We start from the raw sequence: 16,791 nt of genomic DNA, 5'->3' as shown, positions 1-16,791 counted from the left end.
ATTTGTATCCATTTTTATTCAATTTAATGATGTGTGTGTCAAAAGTAAATTTTGCCACTCACTGATGTAACCGGATTGCTCCATTGCTATGCAATTCCCGCAATGTTCGATTTAAAAATCAAAATCTGCATAATCTTCCGGCAGGAAACGATGATAAATAATATGGCATCCTTCATCTTTAAAGCAATAATAATACTTGTCTTCTCCCTCTTCAAACCGGATCATCCGGTCAAATTCTCCATTATCCATAGGTTCTGCCACGATCTTGTCTGAATGAGAACGGAACAATACTTCGATATCTTCCATCGTGCAGCCATGCTTTGCGACAAGTTCCACCAGCTCTTTGATAAATTCATTCGGTTTCATATTTTCATGCACATATTCCGATGCTTTTTCCGATAAAGCAAAGCAAAAACGGTCCTTTGCATGTGTAATCCCGACTTCCCCGAAAATATCTTCTGCTGCTTTCGGAAAATCTGCAAGGAGCTCCTGCATTTCTTCAGAATCTGCATTCGTCTCCATAAAATGATTCAGTGAACTGAGCGGATAATAAAGCCGGATCATCTCTTTCCGATATCCGAGCTTTGCCTGCTCTTCCTTTACCAGATCGATTAAACTCTTTTCCAAACGCTCGTATCCCATATATATTAAAACTCCTGTCTTAATAAAATTATGTAAGTCTGCTGCTGCAAACAAAAATATTTTATCACATTCTTTCCATTTTCGCCACTCACACCGTTGAAGAATTCCCTTATTTTCGTTATCATAAAAGAAATATACATTATTTTCAGTATAAAAGACTCTTCAAGAATATAAACACAATTTGGAAAACAGGAATCGAAACTTAAATATCCAGATACCTGGGAGGTTAAAACACATGGATGAACAGACAATCAGACAGCGGATTTCCACGCAGCGTGATTTTTTTGCAACCGGCGCAACACTTCCGCTTTCTTTTCGATTAAAACAATTAGAACAGCTAAAACTTGCACTCAAACGCCATGAACAAGATCTGTATACAGCACTAAAAGCGGATCTTGGAAAAAGCCGGATGGAAAGCTATATGTGCGAAATCGGTCTGACACTTTCCGAGCTTACCTGGATGCAAAGGCATTTACCAAAGCTGATGCGCTGTAAAACCGTCCCTACTCCGCTGGCACACTTCGCCGCCAAAAGCTTTCAATCGCCATCCCCCTACGGAACCGTACTGATCATGAGTCCCTGGAATTACCCGGTACTCCTCACTTTAGAACCGCTGATCGATGCGCTCGCCGCCGGAAATACCGTCATCCTGAAGCCAAGCGCTTACGCTCCACACACCAGTCAGATTCTGAGCCAGATCCTCAAGGAATGTTATCCGCCGAAATATGCAACGATGATCACCGGAGGCCGGGAAGAAAATCAGGCGCTCTTAAACCAGCGTTTTGACAAAATCTTTTTCACCGGAGGAAAAACGGTTGGAAAAGAAGTCCTTCGTCATGCTGCCGAATACCTGACTCCCGTCACTCTGGAGCTTGGTGGGAAAAGCCCGTGCATCGTGGATTCCACGGCGAAAATTTTTCTCACCGCAAGACGGATCGTATTCGGAAAATACCTCAACTGCGGACAGACCTGCGTTGCCCCGGATTATATCCTCTGCGATGCTTCTGTTCGAAACCAGCTGCTTCAGGCACTGGAAAAAGAAATCCACCGGCAGTTTGGCAAACAGCCTCTTCAAAATCCGGATTATGGGAAAATCATCAACGAAAAACATTTTCACCGGCTGCAGAACCTGATTGCTGCCGATAAGCTGGTCTGTGGAGGTGAGTCCGATCCGTCTGCCCTGCGCATTGCCCCGACCATCCTAAAAGATGTCACCTGGGACGATCCGGTCATGGGCGAAGAAATTTTCGGACCGATTCTTCCGGTACTTACCTATTCTGACCTGAATGATGCAATCCAGCAGGTCGAATCCCATCCCCACCCGCTTGCACTCTATCTTTTCACCGAAGATCCTGCTGCCAAAAAGAAAGTCCTTGCCAAATGCCATTTTGGCGGCGGCTGCATCAACGATACCATCATCCACCTCGCCACCAGCCAGATGCCGTTCGGCGGTGTCGGAGAAAGCGGCATGGGATGCTATCATGGAAAAGAAGGATTTGAATGCTTCACACATCAGAGAAGCATAGTCGATAAGAAAACCTGGATGGATCTGCCGATACGGTATCAGAAGTACCGGTTCTGGAAAGAAAAAATGCTGAGAGGCTTCCTGCGCTAGGATTAGCGCGGGAAGACATAAATTAGTCAGTGTCGCTATTCCCATAAAGCTGTCTCCTGCTGATTCTGCACAAAAAGGTTCCATAGTATCTTTTGTAAATAATCCAAAAAAGTGCCGCTCCATCATCGTTTTGATGACTTCGCGGCACTTTTATATACTCTACTATAAATAATTTCTTCCACTTCTAATTATCTCCCACACCCGGTATCCCACGCTTCCATAGTAATAACTCATCGGAGCATCTCCCGGAAAATACCTTACCATTCGGAACACATAATATAGAATCAGCCCTACGCACAGAAGAATCACCCATTTCCCAAGACTCTTCGTTTCTTTTCTCTGTATGTATCTCCGCATGCCAAACCATCCCACCAGAATAATCACACCATAAATAAACGGATGCATTTTCCATGCCCCGGCAAAGTCCCCTCGCAGCACCATAAACATCGCTCTTGTAAGCCCGCATCCCGGACAAGGAAATCCCGTCATGATCACCATTGGACACAGACTGTATAAAAACTTTCTTCCTATAACAAAATAAATTGCAAATACAAGAATCGCAATGCGGATATTCCATAAGTCCTGTAAAAGCATCTTTATTCCTGCTATTAATCTATTTTTCACAAAAGTGTTCCCAACTTTCTTATTGAGGTGCATCTTTTTTCAAAATATCCTGCACATAATCAATCGGTCTTTTTACTGCTTCCGAAATCATATCATCTGTAAAATCCATTTCATGTAAACTCCAGATAAATTTAACCGTTGTCTCCTCTCGCCCTTCTTCTCTGCCTTCTTCTCTCCCTCTTCTAACTAATATATCACTAAACCCTGTCATCGTCATAGCCACATCCTCCTTAAATTCATCTTCCCATTCAATATGTGAATAAGTCTCTATTTCTTCTATATTTCCCACAAATACCTGATTAAGATAATCAAATATCCCTCTCTCTTCTGATTTTTCTCCCATCCGGATAACAATTACACTCATCAGGTCATAATCTTCTTCCGGTTCGTCCGTCTCTCCCAGAACATCTTCTTTTCTTATGCGATATTCCGTCATTGTATTTCTCAATCTTACCGGGACATCTTCCAAACAGATCCAGATTGAATAACACTTCTCCAGATCTGCATAATTTGTCTTTCCAGTTGCCACTCCAAGCTGACTGCTCAAATCCCTTGCGACATAATAAAGTCCTCTTTTTATAATGGGATAGGTTGGATTCTTCGGCGTATAACTTTTCTGTCCTTCAAGATCAATATGAAGATTCACCAAAATATTTTCCTCTGAAAGCTTCGGATTGCGAATCCTAAACTTTGAATCAAACCGAATCAGCTTATCCGAACCTCCAGAAAGTTCTGTATCTTCGCCCCGTATCCGATATTCATCCGTCTCCGAAACCGGTGCGTCACTGACAACCTCATCCGATGTAATCGATGCAAGGTCCAGACAATTCAGGATCTCTTCCTGCGAACACCCTTCATATTCCGGAATCACCATCTCCATAATCGGCACAATGATCTCTTTGCTCTTAAAGAGTTTCTTCACGCCCTTGTCATACTCTGCGCCAATATTTACAGATGATGCAATGTCGTATTTTGTCTCTATTTTCATTTCTATTTTGGATGATTTTCCACCTAACCGTCAACCAATAATTTTTCTTTTCCTTCTCCATTTTTTCTATTATAACATACCCCACGATATTCTAAAAATTAAATTTTCCTAACTTTCTCTTTCCATCCTTTCATCCTTCCGCAGTCGAATGAACTCAATAAAAAAAGGATCCGGATGCATTTGCAGAAGCCTAAGAAAAACTTGTTCTTAGCCTCCGAAACAGCATCCGGATCCTTTTTTTCATTATTTATTTACTTAATGATCTTCTTCGGACATTTCTCCGCACATTTTCCACAGTTTGTACATTTTTCCGGATCAATGTGTGCGATGTTATCTACTACATGTACTGCATCAGATTCACATACTTTTTCACACATCTTACATCCGATACATCCTACGGAACATACGCTCATAACGTCTTTTCCTTTATCTTTTGAGCTGCACTGTACGAGATGCTTCTGTTCATAAGGTACAAGCTCGATCAGATGTTTTGGACAAGTAGCGATACATTTACCACAGGCTTTACATGCTTCTTTGTCGACTACTGCAATTCCGTCTACGATATGGATCGCATCGAACGGACATGCCTTTACGCAGCTTCCGAAACCAAGACATCCGAAAGAACATCCTTTTGGTCCGCCATTCTGCATCATGGCTGCCATCTGGCAATCTGTAATTCCTGTATAATCATATGCCTGTTTTGCTTTTTCGCAGGTTCCTGCACATTTTACAAATGCAACTTCGTGTACGCTTTCACCGGCTTCTTCGCCCATGATCGCTGCGATCTTTGCTGCTACCGGAGCACCGCCGACCGGACACTGTCCGACCGGAGCTTCTCCTTTTGCGATAGCTGCTGCAAGACCGGAACATCCGGCATATCCACATCCACCACAGTTGTTACCCGGAAGTTCTGCGAGAATCGCTTCTTCTTTTTCATCTACTTCAACTGCAAATTTCTTGCCTGCAATTCCAAGGAAGACACCGATGAATACGCCGGTACCGCCTACGATAAGTGCAGCAATCAATACTCCTGTTATACTCATAACACGGTCCTCCTTCTGTTAAATGATTCCTGAGAATCCAAAGAACGCGATGGACATCAGTGCTGCAGTAAGCAGTACGATCGGAGTTCCCTGGAAAGACTCACTGATATCGTTGTATTCGATCTTCTCACGGATACCAGCCATGATCACGATCGCGATCGTGAATCCGACTGCTGTGGAGAATCCGTATACAACACCTTCAAGAATGTTATATCCTTTTGTTACACAGTTCAGTGATACACCAAGTACTGCACAGTTTGTTGTGATCAACGGGAGATATACACCAAGTGCATTATAAAGCGGAGGCATAACCTTCTTGAGGAACATTTCTACAAACTGAACGAGTGCTGCGATAACCAGAATAAATACGATGGTCTGCAGATACTCAAATCCTGCCGGATGTAAGATGAACTGGTAGATCGCACCGGTAATGAAAGATGCGATTGTAATAACGAAAACAACTGCGCCGCCCATGCCGGCTGCTGTCTCAATTTTCTTAGAAACACCAAGGAAAGGACAGATACCGAGGAACTGGCTGAGTACGACGTTGTTAACAAGCGCCGAACCAACTGCTATAATAAGTAATTCTTTCATCTCTTATCTCCCTCCTATTCCTTTTCCTGACCTGTCGGGAACACGTGTCCGTCGCATCCGCCGCATGAAGCGCATCCGCCTTCACAACATCCCTGCGCTTTGACAACTTTCTTTCCTTTTGCTTCCAGTTTCTTCATGATCTTGTTACGTGCCGCAACAAGGAATGCAAGGACAAGGAATGCACCAGGAGCAAGGATGAAAATAGTAACAGGTTCGTAGATATCAGGCATAACCTGAAATCCGAATAATTTTCCGGAACCAATCAGCTCTCTGACGATACCGATGCAGGTAAGACCAAGTGTGAATCCAAGTCCCATACCAATACCATCAAATACAGATGGAAGGACCGGGTTCTTTGATGCATATGCTTCTGCACGTCCAAGGATGATACAGTTAACTACGATCAGAGGAATATATACACCAAGTGATGCATAAAGACTAGGTACAAAACCTTCCAGAAGGAACTGTACCACAGTAACAAGTGTTGCTACGACTACGATAAATGCCGGCATACGAACCGAATCCGGAATGATCTTACGCAGCATGGAAATCAAAAGGTTTGAGAAAATCAATACCACTGTGGTAGAAAGTCCCATACCAATACCGTTGATTGCGGATGTTGTAACCGCCAGTGTCGGACACATACCAAGCATCATAACAAAGGTCGGGTTTTCTTTTACAAGACCGTTATAAAGTCTTTCTGTACATTTATTCATTTCCACTACCTCCTAACGCTGTCTGGTAATATCCAAGTGCTGTGTTGACAGCTCCTGTGACTGCACGGGAAGTGATGGTTGCACCACTCAAAGCATCGATCGGCTGTCCGTCTCCGCCATCTTTGGATACATAGAATTTTTCAGCCTGCTGTCCTGCAAACTGATTGTAAAAGCTTGGTTCTTTCGCACGCATACCAAGACCTGCTGTCTCGCTGATGGAAAGGAAAGAAATGCCATTTACCGTACCGTCACTCATGATACCGACTGTGATCTGGATATCTCCGCCGTAACCATCTTTGTCAGTTACTGTTATAACATAACCAGCTTCGCTTCCATCCATAACAGCAGAATAGACTTCATCTACTGTTGCATTCGTTCCCATCTTTTTGATTGCTTCTTTGGCAGCTTTCTGATCTACGTCCATTGCCTCAAAGGAATCTGCTTCCGGATAAACGGCCTGACAGGCTTCCTGTTTCTGCTTTGCCTGTGTCTGTGCGATTGGACCTTTTGTTACTTCGTAAGCAGCTCCAAGTACCAGACCGGATACAACGGTGATTGCTGCAAGGATCAGTGTATTTTTGATAATCTTATTCATTATTTTTCTCCTCCTTTACCGAAAGGCTTTGGAAGAGTAACTCTCTCGATCAGCGGTACAAGAAGGTTACTGAAGATGATCGCATAAGATACACCTTCTGCTGAACCACCGAACAGACGGAACAGACCAGTCAGACATCCAAGAAGGATACCATATACGATCTGCCCTTTTTTGGTGATCGGGGAAGTTACATAATCGGTTGCCATAAACCATGCTCCAAGCATCAGACCACCACCACAGAGTTCTGCTGTCATGTACTGAACGTTGAAGAATCCAATTCCATCTACAAATCCACCGAAGATTCCGATGAAAAGTGCAAATGTCACAATATATGTACCCGGGATACGAAGATCAATGATTCCTTTGAGGATCAGGATGATCGCTCCGATCACGATTGCGATAACGGATGTCTCACCGATGGTTCCGGCAATATTTCCGATCAGCATGTCCATGCTGTTCACACCGTCAAGTGCTGCATTTCCTGCTTCGATATTAGCACGGATCGTTGCCAGTGGTGTTGCACCGGATACGCCGTCATATACGAAGCTTGTCATTCTTCCTGTGAAGGAAATAAGAAGGAAACATCTTGCTCCAAGTGCAGGGTTCATGAAGTTCTGTCCCAATCCGCCAAAGAGCTGCTTTACAACCAGGATTGCGAATACACTTCCGATGATTCCCATCCAGATCGGGGCTGTCGGCGGAAGGTTGAGTGCAAGCAGAAGTCCTGTAACTGCGGCACTGAAATCCTTGATCGTAATCTTTTTATGCATCAGTTTTTCGTAAATGTACTCCGTAAGAACTGCTGCTGCTGTTGTCACAATAACAAGCAGCCATGCATGTGTGTCACGGAAGTTGTAAATTCCAAAGAAAGTTGCCGGTAACAGAGCGATGATAACCCACAGCATGATATTGCCGGTTGTCTCTTTAGAACGGATATGTGGTGAAGATGATACTTTTAACTGTTCACTCACTTTTGTTCACCTCTTCCTCTCTATTCTATTTTTTCTTTTTGTTGGCAAGTGCGGTTTTTCTCATCGATCCGATTGCCTGCTTCAGTTGTCTCTTAGCCGGACATACATAACTGCAGGATCCACATTCTACACATTCAAGACCATTGAATTTGAGGAATGCTTCTTCGTCATGGCGTTCTGCAAAATCAGCCAGTCTTGACGGAATAATGCGGCTTGGACAGGCGTCAACGCACCGTCCGCAGTTGATACATGCTGTCGGTTCACAGGCTGATACTTCATCTTTTGACATGCAAAGAATAGATGAAGATGTTTTGGTGATCGGTGTATCGGTCGTATACATCGCAAATCCCATCATCGGTCCACCTGAAATAACTTTTTCACAGCCTTCTTTGAGTCCGCCGGCGGCTTCGATCAGTTCGTTCTGGTTGGTTCCGAAGAGTACTTTGTAGTTACCAGGATTTACAACTCCATCCCCTGTTACAGTAACGACACGTTCCATAGACGGAATGCCTTTTACTACTGCATTGTAAATGCTGATGATGGTCTCTACGTTGTCTACTACACATCCAGCATCTGCCGGAAGCATGGTAGAGTTGATCGCACGTCCTGTATTTGCAAAAATCAGCTGACGTTCTGCGCCCTGTGGGTACTTGGTCATCATCTCTCTGACTTCCATACGAGGCTCGTCCTTGGTCAGCTCTTTTAATTTTGCGATACAGTCCGGTTTGTTATCTTCGATTGCAAATAAACCTTTCGCATTGTCAAAAAGCTTCAGGATCACACGCATACCTTCTACCAGAAGTTCCGGATTCTCCAGCATTCTTCTGTAATCGGCAGTAATATACGGCTCACATTCCGCACAGTTTGCAATGATATAATCAATTTTGTCTGGCTCTTTTGGTGAAAGCTTCACTCTGGTAGGGAAACCTGCTCCACCCATACCTACTACGCCAGCCTCTCCAATGATATTCAGAATCTCTTCTTTTGTCAGTTCAGAAAGAGGTTTTGGCTGTGGATATTCTACTTCTTCGTATTGACCGTCATTTGCAATGATGATACTGTTCACTTTAGAACCTGTCGGATTCACACGCGGTTCAATCGCTTTTACAGTACCTGATACGGATGCATAGATCGGTGCAGACACGAAGCCCCCCGCTTCGGCAATTTTCTGCCCTTTAAGCACATGGTCACCTTTTGCTACTACTGGCTTAGCCGGTGCTCCGATATGCTGGGATAACGGGTATACAAGATCACCCTGTGGCAGAAGTTCTACGATTGCCTTGTCTTTCGCAAGACTTTTTCCGTCGTTCGGATGAACTCCGCCTTTAAATGTCAAAAGTCCCATTTTGATATCCTTCCTTCCTGTTTTCTCTCTTATAAATATACTAAAATAAATCCTACAATTCCAGTAACTTTCGTCATTTTATTGTATATTTTCCAGTACATCTTGTCGTTTTTTTAACACAATAGTCTCCCTACACAAAAAAGAGAGGCTACTACGACCTCTCTTTGTGAATTTTCTGACTATTCGGTAAAATTTTTCATCTTACTTATCGAGATCACTTATGGATCCGAAAACTTTTTTCAGCTGTAGTTAGTTATGTCTACCAGTTTTTTCAAACAAAAGATAGAGACTTCAATCAGTCTCTATCCTTGTATATCTTATTTAATTATTCTTCAGTTTCTTCCTGAGCTTCTGCATTTTCAAGTGCTTTCATGCTAAGGCTGATCTTCTTGTCAGCTTCGTTAAGATCTACGATCTTAGCTGTAATCTCCTGACCTACAGAAAGTACGTCTGAAGGTTTTTCAACATGTGCTCTTGAGATCTGTGATACATGAAGGAGTGCATCTACTCCAGGAGCAAGTTCTACGAATGCACCAAAGTCTGTCATTCTTGCAACTTTTCCTGTTACAACTGTACCTACAGCGTACTTCTCAGCTGCGTTAGCCCATGGATTTGTCTCCGGGAATTTTAAGCTGAGTGCAACTTTTGTATCATGGATATCTTTAACAAGAACTTTAAGAGTTTCACCAACTGTGAATACTTTCTTCGGATTGTCAACTCTTCCCCATGACATCTCTGAGATATGAAGAAGTCCGTCTACTCCGCCGAGATCGATAAATGCACCGAAATCTGTTACGTTCTTAACTGTTCCTTCGATCACATCACCGACTTTAAGTTTAGCGAAGAGTTCTTTCTGCTTTTCTGCTCTTTCAGCAACAAGAAGCTGTCTTCTGTCACCGATGATACGGTTTCTTCTTGGATTGAATTCGCTGATAACAAATTCGATTTCCTGATCTTTGTACTTAGAAAGGTCTTTTTCGTAAGTATCTGATACAAGACTTGCCGGGATGAATACTCTTGCTTCATCTACAACAACGCTTAATCCACCGCCAAGGATCTGAGTAACCGGTGCTTTCAGGACTTCTTTGTTCTCGAATGCTTCTTTTAATCTTTCGTTACCTTTTTCTGCAACAAGTCTCTTGTATGTAAGAAGAACCTGTCCTTCTCCATCATTGACTTTCAGTACTTTAACAGTCATCGGATCGCCAACAGAAACAACAGTTGTAAGATCTACACTGTTATCATTGGTATATTCACTTCTGGTGATGATACCGTCTGCTTTGTATCCTATATTTAAGATGATTTCATCTGGCTTAACATCAATTACAGTACCATCTACGACCTCTCCATTATGAATTGTTTTAAATGACTCGTCTAACATTTGTTCAAAAGTTAATTCTGACATTATTTTGAACCTCCTCAATTATATTGTTGGGCGTGGATGCCCCTGCTGTAATACCTACTGTTTCCACGGACCTTAATTGATTCATATCAAAATCGTCAAGTGTCTGTATATAGTACGTATTGTGACATTCCCTGCTGCATATTTCATACAGTTTCTGGGTATTGGAACTATGTTTGTCTCCGATTACAATCATAGCATCCACCTCTTTTGCAATGCTCCTTGCTTCTGTCTGACGCTCTCTGGTTGCATTACAAATCGTATTTAAAACACTTATATCATAACCCTTTTCTGAAATAATTTCAACTAAATCTTTGAATTTATTGTAATTAAATGTCGTCTGAGACACAATACAAATTCTTTCAGATGTAGTATTTTCAAATTTTTCTGCTTCTTCTGCATTTTTTATAACGGTTACATTTTCTCCTGCCCAGCCCCGGATTCCTTCAACCTCAGGGTGATCCGGATTACCAATGATAATGATCCGGCTGCCTTTTTTACTTTCTTCGGCAACAATCTTATGGATTCTTTTCACAAACGGACAGGTTGCATCTACATATTCGATGCCTTTTTCATCCATTAGGTCACAGATTCTCTTTGGAACACCATGAGAGCGGATAATCACCAGTCCTTCTTCCAGACCTTTCAGTTCTTCCTCACTGTGCAGGACTTTTACGCCATGTGCTTCCATGTCCTTTACAACCTCTTCATTATGGATGATCGGACCATAAGTATAGATCTGTTTTCCCATCTGTTTTTCAACCTGCTCATATACTGTATCGACAGCGCGTTTTACACCAAAGCAGAATCCGGCACTTTTTGCGCGTATTACTTCCATTTTTAGTTTCCTCCTGTTGTTTTTATTTTTCTGATAAGTGATTCTTTTTACATACCTAGAAATTTGAAACATGCATAGCGCAGATTCATCCGCATCTTCAGATTACATTTTTCGCCCGGAACAGTAAGTTTTTTCATGAACCGGTTCAGTGTACGTTTCTCATATTCTTCCAGTTCTTCCTCTCCATAAATCGTTTTTTCAAGGAGCTCGCACACCCGGCAGTACTCACCTTTCCGGAATGTTCCTATCTGTTCAGCAATCTTTCTGTCTGTTCTTTGATTAAATATTTTACGGGGACTTCTTTTGTTAACCATACTCCATTTTTTGATAAGAAAAATGAATATCCATCGTCATACATTTCTTTTGTTTTTACGATATAAAGCACTGGTTTTCCGTGACGTGAGCCGACTTTCGTAGCTGTAGCTGCGTCTGATGATAAATGCACATATAACCTACCCTTTGGAATCAATCCTTGTTGATCAATGGATGCAACATATTTTTCTCCAGTTCCATGCCAGAGCGTTTCAGGCGGTATTGTTGCTGGTAATTCTACATCAACAGGAATCGAATGTCCCTGATTTGCCCGAATCTTTGTTTTATTTTCATTAAAGGTAAATCTTTGCTTATTATCTGTCCAAACAATTTCTTCCAGCATTTCTCTATTAAATTCACGTGTTTTCGAAATTCCGGCAATCAGCCCGTCTACATTTGCCCAACCATGTTCATCCAATTGGATTCCAATTGTTTCTGGTTTATGGCGTAGGATTAAACTTACAAATTTACTTGTACTTGTTATATTCATTTTCATTCTCTTTTCTTTTGGAAAATTCATATCTTTATATTACCATAATCAAATATACTGCACAATAAATGACCCAACTTATTTATACCGATTTTTGTATAAATAAATCAGGTCATTTTCTTATCACTCTTAATCAACGCAAGCCGTGTAATTCGTTAACTTAAACTTGATAATGAACGCATAACTAAATCAATATCTTTATTTTCCAATTCCTGAATAATATGTAAATATGTTTTCTGTGTTGTTGTCATACTCGAATGTCCCAATCTTCTTGCTACACTAGCAATAGATACGCCTGTAAACAGCAGCAAAGACGCATGCGTATGCCGCAATCCATGAATTGATATTACTGGTATATTGCATTCTTTACAGTGTCTTGCAAGTATATTGTTTACTGTTGAATTGTATACTGCCCCATCAACAAAAATTGGCTTATCCTCTGGCAATTGCTTAATTAGTTCAGAAAATCTCATTCCTGTTTTTGCAACCAACAAAATAAAATAGTCCCAATTCACCTTATCTTTCAGCTCTAGTGATGCCAATAAATTGTTGCCCTACTTGTCACGGTAATTATCCTGCTCGAATCATCGATGTTATAAATGGAGTTACCGATTGTCCTTATTGTTCCGGTCGTAAAGCACTTCCTGGAAAAACATCCTTTGCCGCGCTTCATCCTGATTTAATGGAAGATTGGGATTTTATTGCAAACTATTGCCTTGTAAATCCCGATGAAATATTAGATACATATTCACAAAAGGTTTGGTGGAACTGTAAAAGAAGCTCTGAACATAAATATCCATTGAGTCCAGCTGATAAAGTTTTCTATCAAAAGAGACATCGTGAATCCTGTCCTTATTGCAAAGGACGCCGTAGAAAAAAGAAGTTTTTTTAGGTTAATAAAATAGTTTCAAAAAAGAGATTTTCAAATGGCCTATGCCAAATGAAAATCTCTTTTATTTTGTACGTTTTTCAAGTTTTTAGCAAAAATCAGTATTTAACTTCTCATGGAATTATGTACGTTTTCGTCGATTTCCGCAAAAAAATTTTTTTACTTACTTCAGTTACTTCGTTTCTTACCAGTATCTTCTATACCAGTGGTATGCATAATTAACACTTGTATAACATACGACCTCACCCGGCTGCGGTGCATGAATCATCTGTCCGCCTCCTGCGTAGATTCCCACATGTCCTCCGTAACATACAACATCACCCGGCTGCGGGTCTGACACTGCCTGTCCGCCACTTCCCTGACTGTATGAGTTACGTGTAATTGGAATACCACATGCCTGATGTGCCAGGTATACAAGACCTGAACAATCAACACCACTTCCCGAAGTACCGCCCCATACATAAGGAACTCCAAGGTATGCTGCTGCTGCACTTAAAATAGCGCTTCCGTTGCCATATGTACTTCCACCGTTATCACTACTGCTGTTATTATTACTTGTATCCGGAGTCACTGTCGGGGTACTTGGCGTACTTGGTGTACTTGGTGCACTCGGTGTAACGGTTGTGTTGTTATTACCATTGTTATTTGTTGTATTACCTACAGTCTGTGAACCACTGTTGCTTGTCGATGCAACGGTCGAATTTGACTTTGTTGACTCAGCTGCTTTTGCTGCCTTTGCAGCTTCTTCTGCCTGCCTCTTTGCTTCAGCTGCTGCTACAGCTGCCTGAAGCTGTTGATCCAGATCTGCGACTTCTTCTTTCTTAGATTCCAGCGTATTACTCAGCGTCGTCTGCTCTGCCTCATAATCAGACTGCATAGACTCCAGATTCGCCTGATCTTCTTCAAGCTGTGCTTTCAGATCTGCAATCTGCTGCTTGGTATCAATATATTCCTGAAGCTGCTTTCTGTCATAACTATGTACGTTCTGAACATACTCTGCTTTGTTAAGCAAGTCTGAGAAATTCTCAGCACTGATCAGAGTCTCAATCGCAGTCGAGTTGCCTTCTTCATACATATACTTGATACGCTTCTTCATATCTTCGTACTGCTGATGTTCTTTTTCTTTAGCAACAGTAAGATCATCCTGTGCCTGTGTGATCTGCTGACCTGTTGACACCAGATCATCTTCCAGCTTACTCATTTTTTCAATTAGTGTCTGCAATTCTGACTGAAGAGAATTCACTTCACTCTGTGCTGCATTTTTACTATTCTGCAGATTGCTGACATCATCTGCAAATACTGGCGTAACTACCATTGAACTTGCAAGAACAGATGCCAAAAATGCTTGTTTAAATTTTCTCATAATCACCCATCCTATATTTTTTACTAATTATTTTCCTAACCCTGTGGTCGATTATATACCATTTTTCTATTTTTTGCAATACAATTTAACATTTTTGTAATATTCTACTAGGGTATCATAATATACTGATATTTTCGTTATCACTCCTAATAATCAGGCAACTATCCAATGGAGACACAAGACGATGAGCAAGATGCCATTCAAGATAAAACATGTATCCTCCGTGCCAGTCAGCGTAGTGATTGACACGGAAGTGAACAATAACTAGTTGGTTGCAGAAGAAATTAAGGAATTTAGAATTCCTTGCGTAATCCTTATTATTTATGCTAAACTGACTTCATAATCAATAAATCTAGAATACTAAATAAGAAAGAAGGATTCCACTATGAATTTCAAATTCAACCATAACAACTTAAATGTACGTGACCTTGAAAAATCAATTCAATTCTACAAAGATGCACTCGGACTCACCGTAGTCCGCGAAAAAGATGCTGCTGACGGAAGTTTTAAGCTCGTCTACCTCGGTGATGGAAGCTCCGTTCATCAGCTCGAGCTCACCTGGCTTCGCGACATGGACCGCCCATACGACCTCGGCGACAACGAAATCCACCTCGCCTTCACCGTAGACGACATGGATGCCGCCCTCGCACACCATAAAGAAATGAACTGCGTCTGTTTCGAAAATGAGTCCATGGGTATCTACTTCATCGAAGACCCAGACGGCTACTGGTTAGAAATCGTACCTGAAAAATAAATCTATTGCACATTTTCATTAAAAGCGTAGCCCGCCGCAAGGTGCAGGAACCACTTCCTACACCTTGCGGCGGGCTACGCCTTCATAAAATCAAACGCCACTAATTACTGTACTGACAGATTCGTATACCCCATCAGATCCAGATCTATCTGCTGTGCCGCTTCTCTTCCTTCCCGGATTGCCCACACAACCAGCGACTGTCCTCTGTGCATATCTCCTGCCGTAAATATATTCGGCACATTCGTTTTATACTCACCCGGAGCTGTTTTAACATTCGTGCGCTCATTGACTTCCACACCGAATGCCTTTGTCACATAATCCTCACTTCCGAGGAACCCCGCTGCGATCAGCACCAGTTCTGCATTTACCGTGTACTCACTTCCTGCGACCTCTGCCATCATCATACGTCCGGTCTTTTCATCCTTCTTGCTTTCCAGTTTCACAAGAACCACCTTGCAAAGATTTCCATTCTTATCTTTGACAAATTCCTTTACCGTTGTCTGATAAACCCTCGGATCATGTCCCCAGAGAGCAATTGCTTCCTGCTGACCATAGTCTGTCTTGCAGACTCTCGGCCACTCCGGCCATGGATTCATAGCGCTTCTCTCATCCGGAAGTTTCGGCATCATTTCCAGCTGAAGAACGGATTTTGCACCATGACGGATCGACGTTCCAACACAGTCATTTCCCGTATCGCCACCACCGATGACAATTACATTTTTGCCCTTTGCAGAAATATATTCGCCTTCTTTCAGCTGCATCTCATTTTTCCAGAGACATTTCGTAGTTGATTTCAGAAAATCTACTGCAAAGTAGATTCCTTTTGCATCTCTTCCGGGTACTTTTATATCACGCGGATGGGATGCACCGCAACAAAGCACCACCCGGTCAAATGCTTTCAGAAGTTCTGCAGATTTCTTATCTTTTCCAATATTGCAGCCAGTTTCAAAACGGATGCCTTCTTCTTCCATTACTGCAAGTTTCCGGTCGATGAACTGTTTTTCCAGCTTCATATTCGGGATTCCATAGCGGAGAAGTCCACCCGGCTTATCTTCCCGCTCAAATACTGTTACCAGATGTCCTCGTTTATTTAACTGATCTGCGACTGTGAGACCGGAAGGTCCGGAACCGATTATCGCTATCTTTTTGCCGGTACGCGCTTTCGGCGGACATGCTTTTGCATATCCCTTTTCGTAAGCATTTTCAATAATCCCATATTCATTTGCTTTAGTCGTCACAGGGCTTCCGTGCAGGTTGCAGGTACATGCCGCCTCACAAAGTCCCGGGCATACCCTGGAAGTAAATTCCGGAAAATTGTTTGTCTTTTTCAGCCGGTAATATGCCTCTTCCCAGTTGCCGTGATAAATCAGGTCATTCCACTCCGGCACCAGATTATGCAGAGGACAGCCGCTTGCCATCCCTGCGATCATCTGTCCCGCCTGGCAGAACGGGACGCCGCATGCCATACATCTGGCGCCCTGTATTTCCTGCTCTTCTTTTGACAGAGGCGTGTGGAATTCCCGGAAATGCTTAATTCTCTCTTTTGGAGATTCGCACTCTGCATCGCGTCTGTCATAATCCATAAATCCTGTTGCTTTTCCCACGTTTTT

At 42.3% G+C, this 16,791-nt stretch carries 19 protein-coding genes; 3 read left to right on the top strand and 16 right to left on the bottom strand.

Translation table 11 applies throughout. From position 1 onward, the window contains the following. Positions 1–111: 111 nt before the first annotated feature. Positions 112–642, bottom strand: a complete 531-nt coding sequence (locus tag PGR14_RS00840) for a DUF3877 family protein (RefSeq protein WP_173686573.1) — start codon at positions 640–642, stop codon at positions 112–114. 214 nt (positions 643–856) lie between these two features. Between PGR14_RS00840 and PGR14_RS00835 the strand changes: the two genes are divergently transcribed. Beyond that, positions 857–2,257 carry an aldehyde dehydrogenase gene (locus tag PGR14_RS00835; protein WP_270222872.1) on the top strand — a complete coding sequence of 467 codons (1,401 nt, stop codon included), beginning with the start codon at positions 857–859 and terminating at the stop codon, positions 2,255–2,257. A gap of 162 nt (positions 2,258–2,419) precedes the next feature. On the opposite strand, the gene PGR14_RS00830 is transcribed toward PGR14_RS00835, so the two are convergent. The 13 genes from PGR14_RS00830 to PGR14_RS00770 form a co-directional block, all read right to left on the bottom strand. Continuing rightward, complete coding sequence (locus tag PGR14_RS00830) at positions 2,420–2,851, bottom strand: DUF2752 domain-containing protein (protein WP_227084694.1); 432 nt, start codon at positions 2,849–2,851, stop codon at positions 2,420–2,422. Between the two features lie 49 nt (positions 2,852–2,900). Then, on the bottom strand, positions 2,901–3,869 hold the full coding sequence (locus PGR14_RS00825; RefSeq protein ID WP_270222846.1) for a hypothetical protein: 969 nt from the start codon (positions 3,867–3,869) through the stop codon (positions 2,901–2,903). Positions 3,870–4,120: 251 nt separating this feature from the next. After that, positions 4,121–4,912, bottom strand: a complete 792-nt coding sequence (locus PGR14_RS00820) for an RnfABCDGE type electron transport complex subunit B (RefSeq protein ID WP_008375116.1) — start codon at positions 4,910–4,912, stop codon at positions 4,121–4,123. 18 nt (positions 4,913–4,930) lie between these two features. Next, entirely contained in the window at positions 4,931–5,506 is a 576-nt protein-coding gene (locus PGR14_RS00815; protein WP_055155598.1) for an electron transport complex protein RnfA, read from the bottom strand. Between the two features lie 14 nt (positions 5,507–5,520). Further along, positions 5,521–6,222 (bottom strand): electron transport complex subunit RsxE, encoded by a 702-nt coding sequence (gene rsxE / locus PGR14_RS00810; RefSeq protein ID WP_022220472.1) that lies wholly within the window; start codon positions 6,220–6,222, stop codon positions 5,521–5,523. Continuing rightward, positions 6,215–6,817: an RnfABCDGE type electron transport complex subunit G gene (locus PGR14_RS00805; RefSeq protein ID WP_022220471.1), complete on the bottom strand. Its 603-nt coding sequence runs from the start codon at positions 6,815–6,817 to the stop codon at positions 6,215–6,217. Before PGR14_RS00805 ends, rsxE begins: the two co-directional genes overlap by 8 nt. Continuing rightward, positions 6,817–7,788, bottom strand: coding sequence for an RnfABCDGE type electron transport complex subunit D (locus PGR14_RS00800; protein WP_022220470.1), 972 nt, complete (start codon positions 7,786–7,788; stop codon positions 6,817–6,819). The genes PGR14_RS00805 and PGR14_RS00800 overlap by 1 nt, the downstream gene beginning before the upstream one ends. A gap of 25 nt (positions 7,789–7,813) precedes the next feature. Continuing rightward, positions 7,814–9,133, bottom strand: coding sequence for an electron transport complex subunit RsxC (gene rsxC, locus PGR14_RS00795; RefSeq protein WP_022220469.1), 1,320 nt, complete (start codon positions 9,131–9,133; stop codon positions 7,814–7,816). A 325-nt stretch (positions 9,134–9,458) separates the two neighbouring features. After that, the gene (gene rpsA / locus PGR14_RS00790; protein WP_008375104.1) at positions 9,459–10,538 is read right to left on the bottom strand and encodes a 30S ribosomal protein S1; all 1,080 of its coding nucleotides are present in this window, start codon (positions 10,536–10,538) and stop codon (positions 9,459–9,461) included. Then, positions 10,519–11,373 (bottom strand): 4-hydroxy-3-methylbut-2-enyl diphosphate reductase, encoded by an 855-nt coding sequence (gene ispH / locus PGR14_RS00785; RefSeq protein WP_008375102.1) that lies wholly within the window; start codon positions 11,371–11,373, stop codon positions 10,519–10,521. The genes rpsA and ispH overlap by 20 nt, the downstream gene beginning before the upstream one ends. A 47-nt stretch (positions 11,374–11,420) precedes the next feature. Beyond that, complete coding sequence (locus PGR14_RS00780; protein ID WP_008375100.1) at positions 11,421–11,588, bottom strand: hypothetical protein; 168 nt, start codon at positions 11,586–11,588, stop codon at positions 11,421–11,423. A gap of 29 nt (positions 11,589–11,617) precedes the next feature. Then, on the bottom strand, positions 11,618–12,175 hold the full coding sequence (locus PGR14_RS00775; protein ID WP_270222845.1) for an RNA 2'-phosphotransferase: 558 nt from the start codon (positions 12,173–12,175) through the stop codon (positions 11,618–11,620). Between the two features lie 155 nt (positions 12,176–12,330). After that, positions 12,331–12,717 carry a site-specific integrase gene (locus tag PGR14_RS00770; RefSeq protein ID WP_117834088.1) on the bottom strand — a complete coding sequence of 129 codons (387 nt, stop codon included), beginning with the start codon at positions 12,715–12,717 and terminating at the stop codon, positions 12,331–12,333. Here PGR14_RS00770 and PGR14_RS16365 point away from each other — a divergent pair. After that, positions 12,711–13,067 carry a zinc-ribbon domain-containing protein gene (locus tag PGR14_RS16365; protein ID WP_215633957.1) on the top strand — a complete coding sequence of 119 codons (357 nt, stop codon included), beginning with the start codon at positions 12,711–12,713 and terminating at the stop codon, positions 13,065–13,067. The two genes, PGR14_RS00770 and PGR14_RS16365, sit on opposite strands and share 7 nt — an antisense overlap. Positions 13,068–13,248: 181 nt before the next feature. On the opposite strand, the gene PGR14_RS00765 is transcribed toward PGR14_RS16365, so the two are convergent. Further along, positions 13,249–14,427: a C40 family peptidase gene (locus tag PGR14_RS00765; RefSeq protein ID WP_270222843.1), complete on the bottom strand. Its 1,179-nt coding sequence runs from the start codon at positions 14,425–14,427 to the stop codon at positions 13,249–13,251. A gap of 385 nt (positions 14,428–14,812) precedes the next feature. Between PGR14_RS00765 and PGR14_RS00760 the strand changes: the two genes are divergently transcribed. Then, on the top strand, positions 14,813–15,181 hold the full coding sequence (locus PGR14_RS00760) for a VOC family protein (protein WP_117556070.1): 369 nt from the start codon (positions 14,813–14,815) through the stop codon (positions 15,179–15,181). Positions 15,182–15,285: 104 nt separating this feature from the next. On the opposite strand, the gene PGR14_RS00755 is transcribed toward PGR14_RS00760, so the two are convergent. Then, a complete protein-coding gene (locus PGR14_RS00755) occupies positions 15,286–16,785 on the bottom strand; it encodes a glutamate synthase subunit beta (RefSeq protein WP_270222841.1) in 1,500 nt (499 codons plus the stop codon). Positions 16,786–16,791: the final 6 nt, after the last annotated feature.

It is taken from the genome of Coprococcus sp. AF99-45 (assembly GCF_027663865.1).
In the GTDB taxonomy this organism is placed as follows: Bacteria; Bacillota; Clostridia; order Lachnospirales; family Lachnospiraceae; genus Allocoprococcus; species Allocoprococcus comes.
The sequence above is the reverse complement of the archived record's forward strand: the minus strand, read 5'-3'. Positions and strand labels throughout refer to the sequence as shown.